Annotated in this window: 13 protein-coding genes; 5 read left to right on the forward strand and 8 right to left on the reverse strand. The window is 63.2% G+C overall.

Translation table 11 applies throughout. The features are described 5' to 3' along the window. From NMA58_RS28020 to NMA58_RS28040, 5 genes are read right to left on the reverse strand one after another with little or no spacing between them, the layout of a single operon-like run. Complete coding sequence (locus tag NMA58_RS28020) at nt 1-681, reverse strand: TadE/TadG family type IV pilus assembly protein (RefSeq protein ID WP_183701424.1); 681 nt, start codon at nt 679-681, stop codon at nt 1-3. Beyond that, nucleotides 653-2296, reverse strand: coding sequence for a TadE/TadG family type IV pilus assembly protein (locus tag NMA58_RS28025; RefSeq protein WP_221112833.1), 1644 nt, complete (start codon nt 2294-2296; stop codon nt 653-655). The genes NMA58_RS28020 and NMA58_RS28025 overlap by 29 nt, the downstream gene beginning before the upstream one ends. Next, on the reverse strand, nt 2293-3090 hold the full coding sequence (locus NMA58_RS28030) for a TadE/TadG family type IV pilus assembly protein (RefSeq protein WP_434714821.1): 798 nt from the start codon (nt 3088-3090) through the stop codon (nt 2293-2295). Before NMA58_RS28030 ends, NMA58_RS28025 begins: the two co-directional genes overlap by 4 nt. A gap of 5 nt (nt 3091-3095) precedes the next feature. Beyond that, complete coding sequence (locus NMA58_RS28035) at nt 3096-3659, reverse strand: A24 family peptidase (protein WP_085781001.1); 564 nt, start codon at nt 3657-3659, stop codon at nt 3096-3098. A 13-nt stretch (nt 3660-3672) separates the two neighbouring features. Further along, nucleotides 3673-3876, reverse strand: coding sequence for a Flp family type IVb pilin (locus NMA58_RS28040; protein ID WP_085781002.1), 204 nt, complete (start codon nt 3874-3876; stop codon nt 3673-3675). A gap of 510 nt (nt 3877-4386) precedes the next feature. Between NMA58_RS28040 and NMA58_RS28045 the strand changes: the two genes are divergently transcribed. Further along, nucleotides 4387-4518, forward strand: coding sequence for a hypothetical protein (locus NMA58_RS28045; protein WP_257784635.1), 132 nt, complete (start codon nt 4387-4389; stop codon nt 4516-4518). Further along, on the forward strand, nt 4518-5672 hold the full coding sequence (locus tag NMA58_RS28050) for a CpaF family protein (RefSeq protein WP_434714824.1): 1155 nt from the start codon (nt 4518-4520) through the stop codon (nt 5670-5672). Before NMA58_RS28045 ends, NMA58_RS28050 begins: the two co-directional genes overlap by 1 nt. 49 nt (nt 5673-5721) lie before the next feature. Here NMA58_RS28050 and NMA58_RS28055 read toward each other — a convergent pair whose 3' ends face one another. Together NMA58_RS28055 and NMA58_RS28060 are read right to left on the reverse strand one after the other, a co-directional pair. Further along, nucleotides 5722-6468, reverse strand: coding sequence for a class I SAM-dependent DNA methyltransferase (locus NMA58_RS28055; RefSeq protein ID WP_434714826.1), 747 nt, complete (start codon nt 6466-6468; stop codon nt 5722-5724). Between the two features lie 46 nt (nt 6469-6514). Continuing rightward, complete coding sequence (locus NMA58_RS28060) at nt 6515-6766, reverse strand: DUF1127 domain-containing protein (RefSeq protein ID WP_434714828.1); 252 nt, start codon at nt 6764-6766, stop codon at nt 6515-6517. A gap of 95 nt (nt 6767-6861) precedes the next feature. Here NMA58_RS28060 and NMA58_RS28065 point away from each other — a divergent pair, with 95 nt between their 5' ends. After that, nucleotides 6862-7698, forward strand: coding sequence for an AraC family transcriptional regulator (locus NMA58_RS28065; protein WP_434714830.1), 837 nt, complete (start codon nt 6862-6864; stop codon nt 7696-7698). Nucleotides 7699-7784: 86 nt separating this feature from the next. Here the strand turns inward: NMA58_RS28065 and NMA58_RS28070 are convergent, their stop codons facing one another. Further along, a complete protein-coding gene (locus NMA58_RS28070; protein WP_434714832.1) occupies nt 7785-10394 on the reverse strand; it encodes an AMP-binding protein in 2610 nt (869 codons plus the stop codon). A gap of 325 nt (nt 10395-10719) precedes the next feature. Here NMA58_RS28070 and NMA58_RS28075 point away from each other — a divergent pair, with 325 nt between their 5' ends. Next, complete coding sequence (locus tag NMA58_RS28075; RefSeq protein WP_434714834.1) at nt 10720-11616, forward strand: GGDEF domain-containing protein; 897 nt, start codon at nt 10720-10722, stop codon at nt 11614-11616. 136 nt (nt 11617-11752) lie between these two features. Continuing rightward, entirely contained in the window at nt 11753-12784 is a 1032-nt protein-coding gene (locus NMA58_RS28080) for a LacI family DNA-binding transcriptional regulator (protein ID WP_221149160.1), read from the forward strand. Nucleotides 12785-12994: the final 210 nt, after the last annotated feature.

Here is a 12994-nt window from a genome sequence, read left to right on the forward strand (position 1 = left end):
TCACTTCGCCCCCGGAAAGACGCCGTCGAAGAGATCGCCGGAATCGCTGGCCACATCGCGGATCTCCCGGCGCAGCGTCGGGTCGTAGCCGCGCCGCGTGGTATCGTTATTGTGCGAAATAAACAGCGTCGAGTCGTCGACTGTGAACGCATCCTTCCAGCGGATGCTGCGGATGGTGTCGAGATCGTCGGAATCCCTGAACTTGTAGACGCGGTCGGCGGTCGCGGTGACGAGCTGCGGCTTCTCGTCGGCAAGCTCGCCGACCATATCGCCGAAGTCGCGACCATTGCCTTTGAGGGTTTTCTGCACGTCATCCCAGATAAAGGTCCGCTGAGGATCGCCGTCGCCTTCGTGCGAAGGGGTGCGCGAGCAGTTGATCGCGTCTCCTCCGGGCAGGGCCGGCAAGGCCGGGATGGGGAAGACGTTGGAGAAATCAGAGGTGCAATTCAGGCCGCTCGCCTCGGCGAAGGCGGCATTGCGCATGGCAAGCATGGTCGCGACCTTCTTGGTGGAGATCTTGTTGGCGTGAATGACGAAGATCACGATCAGCAGGATAACCGGCGCGGCGAGCACGAATTCGATCGAGGCAAGACCGCGCCGGTCGCGGTGCAGCCGCATCATGAACCCGCCGGCCGGAGCGTCACCGGCTTGCTCAGTGTGTGTTGACGGCAGCCCAGGCATTGGCTCCTCCCTGGTCGAAGACGCGCGTCAGGCCGGTGAAACTGTCGGCGGCCGGGCTTTGCTTGATGGTGCCAGAAACAGCGCCGATATCGTCGGCGAGCGTCGCTGGCGCCAGCGAGGCAAGCCAGTCCTGCGTGTAGAGATCGAAGGCCGTGTAATTATGGACCCAGCTCTGCGCGAGCGCATAAGCGGACGGCGTCTTGTCCTTGAACAGGCGAACCTGGAGCCTGGCGCGCGGCGCACGCGAAACGATTGCCAGCGTCTGGTAGTCGGTGAGCTGGTCGCCGCCGAAGGGCGTGAAGTTGAAGGGAATGCGTCCCTTCAGCCAGTAGGGCTTCGGGAAGGAGAGAAGCGGCAGGCTGACGCCGGTCACCGAGATCGCCCCGCCCCCGGGGCCGCAGACCTGGTTCCAGATCATGTCGAACTTGCGGGTGAAGTCGTTCTCGTCCTTTGTCTGCGAGTCGGAGTAGCGCGGCGGCACGTCGATCGGCAGCTGGAAGGGGTTGGTGATGCCGAAGCCGACGCCAAAAACCTTGTCGGCGATCCAGAAGCTGGCATCGAGCGCCAGTTCCTGCCACCAGCTGAGATCGCCGGCATATTGCTCGACAATCGCCTTGAACGGGACCTTGCTCAGATAGGCCGGCCCGAAAGCTTCGTAGAAGATGTAGAACTCCACCAGCTGATCGTCGATGCCGCTCTCGTGGTTGACCCAGTCGCGGATATGGCTGCCGTCGACGCCGCCTGCCGTCAACGGACCCTTGCCGTTCGGGAAGCCGCGATTGGCGTATTCGCCGCGCATCAGGAACGGATCCTGTCCCTGGGTGCCATAGGACATGGCAAGGCACATTTCGGTATAGGCGGCGGCTGGATTGACGCCGTCGCGGTCCACCGGCAGGTTGCCGCCGGCGCCTTCTCCGGCCTGACCGCAGGATTCGCAGGGCGGATGGAAGACGACGTGATCCGACTTGTTCAACCGAACCAGATGCAAGGCGTCGTTGCCGACCCGCTCGGGAAAGCTTTCGACCAGATAGTCGTTGAGATCGTTCATCGCGTCGATGATGTCGCTGGACTTATTGATCAGACCCAGCGGATCGTATTTGACCTGCGCCGCCACCGTGTAGGCGATCGCCTTGGTGGCTTCGGTCGCCCGGAACCCCTGGAACGCCAGGCAAGCGCCGTAGATGATGCCGCCGACGATCGGAACCTTCTGCCAGCCGGGGCAGTAGGGCATCGGCGGCAGCGGCGGCAGGAGCGATGCCGGTCCGAAGCCTTCGGTGAAGGAATATTGAGCGAGTTTCGCCAGAATGGCGGCCGAGCGCAGGGCCAGTTCCGCGGTGGTCAGCTGGTAGGCGACCGAGGTCGCCATGACCACGGTCGCCTGCGAGGAGGCGACATTGTTCATCGCCATGATGTTGAGATAACGCGCCTCCCAGTCGGCATGGACGAGTGCGGCGGCATCGGCGGTATCCTGCGTGCGCTGCTTGTCGTAGATCATCTGCCCGGTGTTCAGGATCCAGACGATCATCAGCGCCAGCGCGATCGTCATGTAGAGGATGATCGGAGACAGGAAGCCGCGCTGGTCGCGGTGCAGGCGATGGATGAAGGACGGTGTCATAGCAGGTTCACCTCCGCCGTCGAAATCGTATAGTAGCGCCCGTCCTTCCGCTGGCCGCGGGCAAAGACCCAGCCGGCATATTCGAGCAGCAGGAAGCGCGCTTCGACCTTGGCCGTCACGGGCACATGCGGCGAGCGGTTGATGGCGGCAAAGAGCGCCATCGGGGCGCGGTCGACGGTGACCGTGACGTTCTGCGGGTCGAACATGTAGCGCGCCTGGTTGCGCATGGCGCGCCAGTTCTTCGAAAGGCCCGAGGCGTCGGCAAGGCTCTTCAGCGCCTCTTCCGGCGGCTGGCAGGCGCCGACGCATTTCAGCTGGTCGTAGGGAGCGGCCGGGATCAGCGCCAGGCGGGCGGCAAGATCGGCCTTGCCCGCTGCAGCGTCGTTATCGCAGGTCTTGGGGCCGATGAAGCTGTGGATGGTGATCGGCAGGGCCGGGCAGAAATAGACGCGAGCGCTGCGCGCCGCCGCATAGGCGGCATAATGGGTGAAGAGATGGTTCTTCGCCAGGATCGCGAACTGGAAGACCACGAACATGAAGAAGACGAAGATCGGCGTGACCAGCACGAAATCCATCATCGTCGTGCTGCCTGACATATCGCCATGAAGCTCCGATATCCGCCGCCGGCGGGCGGAAAGCCGCGGCAGCAGCAGCATCGAGGTTAGCAACAGCATGGCGATCGCGAAGGTGCCGAGAAGCGCGCCATGATCCTGAGGGATCCAGAAGGTCCGCGAGTGCAGGATCGAACTCCAGAAAGCACCGTCGAAAGTGGGGCGTTCGAGTTCCGCGCGCATTGCCGTTACCTCACGAGGGCAAGAGGGGTGAAATCAGGCATGAACAGGCACCAGAGAAGTCCGAGAGCGGCGGCGACGCCGAAACGGACGGTATGATGTGTTTCGCGCGGCTTCAGCACAGAAGCGGCGCTTCGAATACCGACAGGCAGAAGCAGGGCGAACAGTCCGACGTTCCGCGCCAGCGCGCCCCATTGAACCCGCCGCGCCATCGACAAAACCGCAATCATGCCGCCGATCATCAGCGATGCGAGCATCACGTCGATGGCGGGCCAGAGGCCGAGAACGGCGCCGAGCGCCGCCATCAGCTTGACATCGCCGCCGCCGCAGCTTCCGGCTGCGAAGGCGATAATGAAGATCGTGCCTGCAGCAAGCAGGCCGGCGAAAGCAAGGCCGATCCCTGCCAGACCGCCGCTGATCGCTGCCAGCATGAAGCCGGCAAGCAGGCAGGGATAGGTCACGGCGTTCGGGATGTGACCATGGCGGTGATCGAACACCGCCGCGGTCGTGGCGCAGGCGACGGCAAGAGCCGCCGCCGCTGGCATCTGGGTCAGATCGTAGGTCATATCCATGACACGGATCCGCTTATTGGCCCGGCTCGGGGATCCTCTCGGCGCTGGTCAGGGCCTCGTTCTTCTCGTTGAACCATCCGGCGATCTTGGTGCCGAATGCGAGCAGGATCAGCATGAGTGGAATGACGATGAGGGCGACGGCCAAGACGATCTGGGCCATGTCGCCGCGTTCGTCCTTGTGAAGTGCAATTGCGAGAGTCTTGAGTTTTCCAAACATCTGCGTATTCCTCGTTCCTTGGTTTGTTTCGGATCGAAGACCTTAGTGAAGAAGAAGCAAGCATACGCTATCGATCCGAACCAGCACGTTGCTCGTTCCAATGATTTTTTCTGCTTCTGCTTTTCTTCCCCGGTCGCCAACGCTTGTTGAGCAACATCATTAAGACCCAAGAGTGCGCCCAAGGCCAGCCCTCCGTCAAGCAAACGGAAGGCAGGGTTCCAATTGTCTTGGAGGCGTCGCTTGAAGGAATGCGGTTGACGGTGAAGTTTTCACGCTAACCGGCTGATTACGCGGTAATTTTTTCGGGTGAGGCATCCAGTGAAGCCGTTTTCGCAAATATCGTCAGCTGCTCCATTATTGGTCAATTGTTTCAAGGCGATAGAAGAGACGGAAGCAACGCGCCCATAGTGGCGGGCGGGCGAGGGCGCCCCCATGGCGTTGCTTGCCGATCTGGATTAAGCTTGTCTTCAATATTGGCTATGGCCCGTCAGTCGTTCCGGAGACAAAACCATGGAAACGATGAGCAGCGTCCTGATACTTGCATTGGTCCTCATTCCATTGATGCTGTTCTTTCCGACTGCGGTTCAGATGATGGTGACGCTGTTCGGCATGAGCTCCGTCCTCGTCGGGATGCCGCTCTGATGAAAGCCGTTTCCGACGACGCTGCCGAACAGGCGACCTTCCAGGTCCTGACCCGGGCGCTGGACAAGCTCCTGGCGCCCATCCGCTTCCTGCTCGAGGATCCGAGCGTTTCCGAAATCCTGATCAACGGAACCTCCGACATCTTCGTCGAACGGCGAGGCAAGCTCGAACGCGCCGATACGCGCTTCGCCAGCCGCGAGGATCTGGAATCGGCGGCGCGCAGCATCGCGCAATTCTCAGGCAAGCGCCTGACGCCGGAGGAACCGAGCGTCGAAGCCCGCCTGCCGGACGGTTCGCGCGTGCAGATGATCCAGCCGCCGGCCGCCCGCACGGGGCTCTGCATCTCCATCCGCCGCTTCCTGAGAGAACATCGCAGCATTCGCGACCTCGTCACCCAGGGCAGCCTGACGGAGGAGTCGCTGTCCTTGCTGCAGGCGGCGGTCGGGCTGCAGAAGAATGTCATCATCTCCGGCGGCACCGGCACCGGCAAGACGACAATGCTGAACGCGCTGTCGGAAGCCTTCGCCGATCATGAGCGCGTCATCGTCATCGAGGACACCTCGGAACTGCAGATCCGCAAGGAGCACGTCGTTTATCTCGAAGTCACCAAGCCCGACAGGTTCGGTCGCGGCGGCGCCAGCATTCGCGAGCTGTTCCGCTCTTCCTTGCGAATGCGGCCGGACCGCATCATCGTCGGCGAGTGCCGCGGCGGCGAAGCGCTCGATATGATCCAGGCGATGACATCGGGCCACAGCGGCAGCCTTTCGACCGTGCATGCCAATACGCCCTACGACGCGCTGCACCGGCTGGAAACCCTGGCGCTGATGTCGGATATCGACATGCCTCTGCGGCCGCTGCGCTCGCAGATCGCTTCCGCCGTCGATGTCGTCGTCCAGATTGCCCGGTTCAAGCGCACCGGGCGGCGGCGGGTCATCGAAATTTCCGAGATCAAGGGCCTCAATGAGGATGGTCAGTATATCGTCGAGAGCATCTACAAGCTCGATGGCGGCGGCCATTCCAACGCGGATGGCGAGCTGCGCTGGACAGGCGCCGTGCCGAGCTTCGCCACGGAAGCCTTTGAGGAGCTGGGAAGCAGCCAGGCGGAGCTGCCGAGCTGGATGAAGCCGGTGGCGACCGCTCACCGGCCTGAGTAAAGCGAGATCGGTCTGGCCGAGCTCGACACGGTCGCGAGCGACCTCCCGTTCATCTCCTGGCCCAACCTGCGATTTTCTGCCAGACCGAGACATGTCGATCGCTGACCTTTGTGAACGGCTCCTTTTTCCAGCCGCCCCATCGGTCTTTGAGTTTCAGGCCGGCCAGCCGCGCCATAAGGTCGAATTCCGCTGGCCAGGCATAACGAAACGGGACCGCGAAGCGACTGTAGTTTCCGTCCCGGATCCGGATGTGATGGGACGTGAAGTTCTGGCTTACCACGTCAAACTCGTCGACGACCCAATGCGTCTCGCTGCGGTCGAACGCCAGGATCGTCTCGCCGAGCGGAAGCCGCTGAAGCGGCGGGACGCCAACCTCGATCAGGAAGTGCCCGCCAGTTTCAAGGTGTGCGGCCGCGTTTAGAAAGCAGGCGACCTGGGCTTCCTGCGACGTCAGATTGTTGATCGTGTTGAAAGCGAGATAAACGAGGGAGAAGCGCCTCTCGACACGGGTCGTCGCCATGTCGCCGATCACGACCGGAATGTCCGCGCCGCCCTCTTTGGCGCGAAGGCGAGACACCATCGCTTTCGAAAGCTCGATGCCTTCTACCTCCACCCCTTTCCGCGCAAGAGGCAGCGCCAGGCGCCCGGTGCCGATGGCGAATTCGAGCACGCGCCCGCCGGCTGCGACCTCGGCCAGGAGATCGACCGCCGGATCGACGACCTCCGGGGCCGAGATCCCGTCAGCGTCATCGTAGGTAGCCGCGACCTCATCGTCAAAGAAACCATTGTCGTGCATCGTTCTTACCTCTCTGATAGCGGTTGCCTGAGGACCGGTCGTGCGATCACCTTGCCCGCCGCTTCGCGGGCAACGCGTCAATTGGTCCTAGCGATCGCGCCAGCTCGCCAATCTCGTGGCGAGCGACGCCTATGTCTTCCAGATCGCGGTCCGACAGCCACTCTAGTGCCTGTTCTGTTTCGCGCCGTTGCCACCAGCGGAGGAGGGCGGGCGCTGCAAACCGCAAAGCTGCCATCTTCGTCAGAAGGCTGGGAGCAAAACGATCCGAAATTTCAATGTGCCGGAGTTCGAATGTCATAACCTACGTCCAAGTTGTGTTGCGGTGATATCAATCTAGTGAAATGCCGTCCGACGTGTTATCGGTAGTCTGTCAAATTATGTCTGTGAGACGCCATGATCGCCCGCGACAACCTGACCAATGTTCATCTGCCGGAAGACGCATTTGGAGATTATCCGCACACCGCCGTCGCTCAGGGTGGAGCAGAGCCCGCCGGGCGAACCTATTCTTTCCACGTGCACCACCGCGCCCAGCTCTTTCAGATCGTTCGCGGTTCGCTGCGGCTGGAGACCGAGCGGGGCTACTTCATCGTTCCGCCTGAACGTGCCGTATTCGTGCCGTCAGGCGTGCTCCACGAAGTCACATATCTGCAGGAGACGGAGCGCAGCTACCTCTTCTTCCGGCCCGACGCGGTCGTGAACCTGCCCTCCGAGGTCTCAGTGATCGGTACGACGCCGCTCCTGCGCGAACTGATCCTGGCGTTCCTGGAGATCCCGCGCGCGGATGCCGGCAGTGCCCGTGCCGAACGGCTCGTCGCCGTCATTCTCGACCAGCTTCAGACGAGTCCGGTCGCGCCGCTGTCGCTTCCCTCGCCGGCATCCGAACGCCTCCGGAGCATCGCTTCCGACATCCGCAACGAACCGGGTGCCGATTGGCCGCTGGATGAACTTGCCTCGCGTGCGGCCATGTCCGCCCGCAGCTTTCAGCGCCATTTCCAATCTGAGACGGGCATGAGTTTCCGCGCCTGGCGTCAGCAGGCGAAACTCCTCAAAGCAGTGGAGTGGCTCGCCGCCGGCCGAAGCGTCGGCGATATCGCCTTCTCGCTGGGGTACTCGGGCCCCAGCGCCTTCATTGCAGTGTTCCGCACGGCCTTCGGTGTCTCTCCAGGACAATATTTCCAGGGAGCCTTTCCGGGTCATGGTGCCGGAGCCTCGGCGCGGCCGATGCGATGACGCATCCGCTGGCGCAAAACGGCAAAGCCAGCATCAGCGCCTGACGGTCAACCGGACCGTGTCTCCAAAGACGCATCGAAAACGGGTCAGGCCGTCTCCGCCGCCATCGCCCGCCCGCCCGTGCCGCGGGTCATCGCTATGCCGCCCAGCAGGTTGCGAAGCTCCGCCGCGGCTCTGTTGGCGATGACGCCGAGCGCCAGGCCGCCTGATATCGCCAGCAGATGGAAGAGCGGAGCCGGCAGCACGGCCGCGGCTTGCGGCATCAGCAGTTCCGGCACGAAGCGGTGCAGCAGGTAGGTGGGAAAGGCGGAGACGGCGATCAGCGTCACCAGGCGCCCCAGCCGCACGGGCAGGGGAATGCGCGGCAGGTAGAGCAGCGCCATCAGTGCTGCGAAGAAGGTCAGATATTTGACCGTCGTGCCGATCCAGAGCGTTTCCCAGAAGGCGAGATAACCGAGCACGGCGGCGGCAATGACCGTCAGGATGATCCGTTGCGCCGGCTTGCCGGCAAGGCCCGCGCACCAGCCGAAAACGCCGAGATGCAGGCCCCAGTAGATCGTGAAAATCTGCCGCTGGCCGATCTCGAAGACATGCGGCAGGGAAAAGCGCGCGGTGACCGCCAGCGCCAGCAGCGCGAGCGAGAAGGCGAAGGGGTACGCCCGCGCGAGCCTGCGCACCGTAGGCACGGCGAAGACAAGCGAGAAGACGAGAAGCGTCTGCGCATAGGCTTCGATAAACCAGTAGAGATAGGGAAGCATCTCGTGACGCTCCGGCTCGGCATAGCCGAAATTGCCGGTGAGCGTGACCGAGGCCCAGGGAATGGTCTGCCAGGCGAGCCCATAGCCGGCGACGATCAGGAAATAGGGAATGAGGACATTGATGGCAGGCCGCAGCGCATGGCGGAAATTGCCGGCGAGGAAATGGCCGGATTGGAAGCGCGCCAGGCTGAAGCCGACGAGGAGCAGCATCACGCCCGATCCGCCGGGAATGGGCCAGAGCATCTCGTGATGGGTGACGACGAGCAGGATGGCGATCGCCCGCAGAACGAGATCGGTCGGCAGCGCCCGCAACTCTGCGCTTCGGCCCGACGCGGTGGGGCGCGGGCCGATATCAATCTCGGCGATCCGCCGCTGCTCCCAGCCTTCCGGCAGCTCGACGCCAAGCCTGTCGAGCTCCATCGTCAGCTGCAGGAAGCGCAGGGAATCGCCGCCGAGCGAGACGAAGCTGTCGTTGCGGCTCACTTTGTGGGGGTAGAACACCCCCGCATAAGCATCGAGCACGCTGGCCACCGCGCGGCTCGTCTCGCGCGCCGCCAGCATCTCCACGCCAAGGGCTGCATAGTCGATCTTGGCCGAGGCAAGCCTCGGCAGCGCGCTTCGCACCCTGACGGTAACAAGGCCTGCGGGAAGATGGCTCGCTTCGACGAGCAGCCCGAGCGCCCGGTTGGCCTCACGCGCACCGGTCACATAGGCCTGCAGGCCGTGATCGTCGCCGACGACGGCAGCCGCGATCCCCGCTTCGGCCAGAACCTGCTCCATGATGTCGAAGCCGATGCGAAGCCCCGCGACCTTGGCGAAACGGCTCTTGCGGCCGACGATCCGGAAGAAGCCGTCCGCGTCGCGCATGGCGATGTCGCCGGTCATCAATGCCGCGACCTCGGCCCCGCGCTGAAGATCGGCGCGATCGGCGCCGTAGCCCATCATCACGTTCGGGCCGGCATAGACGAGTTCTCCGGCAACACCGGACCGGTCGAGCGGACGCCCGTCATCGCCAACGAGGCTGAGGCTGCCGCCGGGAATGGCGATGCCGATCCGCTCTTCATGATCGCCCAGGCTCTCCGGCGGCACGAAGGAGATGCGGGCGGCGGCCTCGGTCTGGCCGTACATGACGAAGAAGCGGCCGCTATTGGCGCGCATATGATCACGGTAGAGGCGGATGAGTTCGGGCGCCAGCCGGCCGCCCGCCACCGTCATGAAGCGCAGCGCCTTCAGCGCGTTCGTCCGGAAACCGGTCTTTTCCATCAGCTCATAGGAATAGGGCACGCCCGAAAGATTGGTGCAGCCGCTTTCGCCGAGCAGTCTTGCAAAATCCTCGCTGACCACGGAGACGCCCGGAATGAAGATGCTGCCACCGGCAACCAGATGCGAATGGAGGACGGAGAGACCGTAGGAATAGTGAAGCGGCAGGACGAGCGCGGTTCTGTCGGCAGGGGAGAGCTCGAGATAGGAAGCGATCGAGCGGGCATTGGCGTCAAGATTGGCATGGGACAGGCGAACGGCCTTCGCCCGCCCCGAACTGCCCGATGTCATCAGCAGCAGAGCGAGGTCCGGATGCAGCGGCCCGGCGCTTCTTCCAGGTTGGGTTTCCTCGACGAGCCGCCAGCGGCCATCGGCCGGGCGGTAGGTGAAGTCGGGCTGAAAGGCCTCCAGAAACTCTCGCCACATCCTGTCGTCGCAGGGCGGCAGCATCGCCACCGCATGGCCGGCGCGCAAGGCGCCGAGATAGGCGACGATCGCATGTTCCGAGATCTCGGCCGCAATCGCCACAAGCCGCTTTTCCCCGCTTCCCAGCCGATCGGCAAAGCGCCGCGTCCGGGCGTTGAGATCGGCATAGGAGAGCGTCCGCCCGTCCGGGAAGATGAGGGCAGGGCGATCGTCGGCGCGGGCGATTTCGGAAAACAGATTGGCGGGGATCATGCTGACGCTTCGAATTGGCAGAAAACTGGCCGAAGCGCGTATAATCCTTGACTATCACAGTCAACTAATTTCCGAGCGCATAATCGCGCTCGGGCCTACTGTGCGGTTCACTGGCATGCGCCGCGGCGGCCATTTCACCGCGGCGGCGAGACCAGCCTTGCAGCATCGGATCGCTTCCGCGCCGATCCGATGCAGCCGATGTCCGATCACCAGCGAGAATGTTGACGCTCCCGTAATCACGGCAAGCGCCTTTGCTTGCCGAGCGGCTCTTTTCTCACAGGATTTCTGCGCCATCTCTTGCCAGGGCAACCAGACAGGGTGCTTTATGGACGAGACAATCGAACAGCTTCTCCATCTTTCCGCACAGACGGAAACGCTGATGGCGGTCTATGATGGCGATGACCGGCTGCGCTATGCCAACAGCGCTTTCCGCTCAGCCTTTTTCATCGAGCCGGAGGAAACGCCGCTCTGGCCGGATTTGATGCGGCGCAATTTCGAGCTCGGCCGCGGCACCGTCATCCGCACGGATAATTTCGAGGAATGGCTGCGCTCCACCCAGTCGCGCCGCGGCAAGATCGGCTATCGCGCCTTCGAGACGGATCTTGCCGACGGCCGCTGGCTGTGGATGACCGAGGCGGTGCAGAAGAACGGCTGGATGCTCTGCATCGCCAGCGACATCACCCGTCTCAAGGTCCATGGCCGCACCGTCCGGCAGGATCGCGACCAGGCGATCAAGGCCTCCTACACCGACGAGCTCACCGGCGTCGCCAACCGCCGCTTCGTCATGGCGCGCGTCGAAGACATGCTGGCCGCCGTCCGTCATGGCAGCAGCGGCTGCCTCGCCGTCTTCGACATCGACAATTTCAAGCGCATCAACGACCGGCTCGGCCACCACGCCGGCGATCTCGTGCTGCGCGATTTCGCCCACCGCATCCATCAGAATGTCCGCCGCAACGATTGTTTCGGCCGGGTCGGCGGCGAAGAATTCCTCCTCGTCATGCCGTCAACCGGCTCGGAAGACGCCCTTGCCATGGTCGAGCGCATGCTGACGGTGATCCGCTTCTCCCGGCCGCTGCCGGACTCACCCGACTTCAGCTACACCTGCTCCGCCGGCATCGCCGCCTGTCTGCCGACCGACAGTGCGTCGGAGCTTTACCGGCGTGCGGATCAGGCGCTTTATGATGCGAAGATGAGCGGGCGGGATAGGGTGCGGGCGGCGTAGGAAAAGATGCCGAGGTCCGGCCGCGCGGGTCAGGTCGCGCTCATTCAAAACGCCGCTCTTGAATTGGTCGGGCGTCCTCTGCTAGGCGTCATCCTGGCTTTGAAAGCCGAACAAGATCCAGCGGGGACCGAGGGAAGTGGCGCCAAAGGCAGTGACGCTGATAGACGTTGCGCGCGCCGCGAATGTGTCGCGCGCGACCGCCGCCCGCGCATTGAACGGTTACGGCTATGTCGGCGGAGACGCGGCAGAGCGGGTGCTTGCAGCGGCCGATCGGCTCGGCTATCGGAGCAATCGCGTGGCGCAGGCCTTGCGGCGGGGGCAGTTGCCGCTCATCGGCTTCATGCCGGGCGATATCCAGAATCCGTTTTTTGCCCGGATCGCTCATGATGTCGATGTCGATCTGCGCGCCTTTCGCCACAACCTGCTGATCGCCAGCAGCGAAGAGGATCCGGAACAGGAGGTGGAACTGCTCGAAAGCCTGAGGTCTCTCAACGTGCGCGGTTTCATCGTCGCTCCGACCTCGGCCGACAACAAGGAGCACCTGGTTCGGCTGGTCCGGGACGGAACGCCCCTCGTCCTCATCGACCGCGCCTTGCCGCAGGTTGCCTGTGACAGCGTCACCGTCGATAATGAAGGCGGCGCCCGCGAGGCGGTGAGCTATCTGATCGCCAACGGCCATCGCCGCATCGGCCTCATTCAGGACGATTCCCGCATCACGACCGCCCGCGGCCGTCTCGCCGGCTATATCCAAGCGCTGCAGGGCCATGGCATCGAGGTGGACGAATCGCTGATCATCGTCTCGCGATCGACCGTGGAATATGCGATCGACGCCACCATCCGGCTGTTCAGCCGGCCGTCGCGCCCGACAGCGGTCTTCACTGTCGACAGCCTCATGACCCAGGGGGCGCTTCTCGGGCTGCGCTCGATGGGCCTTGCCGTGCCGCACGCCGTTTCCCTGGTCGGCTTCGACGACTTCAACCTCGCCACTTTCACCGACCCACAGATCACCGTCGTGGCGCAGCCGATCGCTCAGATCGGCCCGCTTGCGGTGAAGCTGCTGATGCAGCGGATCAACGGCAGCCGGGAGCCGCCGCACAGGGAGGAGTTCCCGACGCGCCTGGTCGTGCGCGGCTCCGTCTCCCGGCCGTCCCGCACGCCGGGACGCTGATCTGCTCGCGCCTCTCCTGGTCTGTCCGAGACAGGCTCTTTCCGACATCAGGTGAAATTTCTGCAAAAAGTGGCTTGCCATGCCGGCCGGAGCATGCATTAATCCGCGTGTGAGATCGGTCTCTCATAATTCCCAAGGAGCGACCGGTCTTTCTTTTGATCTCAGTGTGAGATCGATATCACATTTTGAAATCGGCGACTGCATGCCGTG

Source organism: Rhizobium sp. YTUHZ045, from assembly GCF_051124255.1.
Classification (GTDB): Bacteria; Pseudomonadota; Alphaproteobacteria; order Rhizobiales; family Rhizobiaceae; genus Rhizobium.

What these genes read in the sequence shown, in the direction of transcription:
- NMA58_RS28055 (WP_434714826.1), bottom strand. Translation starts at nt 6,468, where the DNA reads ATGCACGACAATGGTTTCTTTGACGATGAGGTCGCGGCTACCTACGAT.
- NMA58_RS28035 (WP_085781001.1), bottom strand. Translation starts at nt 3,659, where the DNA reads ATGGATATGACCTACGATCTGACCCAGATGCCAGCGGCGGCGGCTCTT.
- NMA58_RS28020 (WP_183701424.1), bottom strand. Translation starts at nt 681, where the DNA reads ATGCCTGGGCTGCCGTCAACACACACTGAGCAAGCCGGTGACGCTCCG.
- NMA58_RS28030 (WP_434714821.1), bottom strand. Translation starts at nt 3,090, where the DNA reads ATGCGCGCGGAACTCGAACGCCCCACTTTCGACGGTGCTTTCTGGAGT.
- NMA58_RS28025 (WP_221112833.1), bottom strand. Translation starts at nt 2,296, where the DNA reads ATGACACCGTCCTTCATCCATCGCCTGCACCGCGACCAGCGCGGCTTC.
- NMA58_RS28070 (WP_434714832.1), bottom strand. Translation starts at nt 10,394, where the DNA reads ATGATCCCCGCCAATCTGTTTTCCGAAATCGCCCGCGCCGACGATCGC.
- NMA58_RS28050 (WP_434714824.1), top strand. Translation starts at nt 4,518, where the DNA reads ATGAAAGCCGTTTCCGACGACGCTGCCGAACAGGCGACCTTCCAGGTC.
- NMA58_RS28045 (WP_257784635.1), top strand. Translation starts at nt 4,387, where the DNA reads ATGGAAACGATGAGCAGCGTCCTGATACTTGCATTGGTCCTCATTCCA.
- NMA58_RS28065 (WP_434714830.1), top strand. Translation starts at nt 6,862, where the DNA reads ATGATCGCCCGCGACAACCTGACCAATGTTCATCTGCCGGAAGACGCA.
- NMA58_RS28075 (WP_434714834.1), top strand. Translation starts at nt 10,720, where the DNA reads ATGGACGAGACAATCGAACAGCTTCTCCATCTTTCCGCACAGACGGAA.
- NMA58_RS28060 (WP_434714828.1), bottom strand. Translation starts at nt 6,766, where the DNA reads ATGACATTCGAACTCCGGCACATTGAAATTTCGGATCGTTTTGCTCCC.
- NMA58_RS28040 (WP_085781002.1), bottom strand. Translation starts at nt 3,876, where the DNA reads ATGTTTGGAAAACTCAAGACTCTCGCAATTGCACTTCACAAGGACGAA.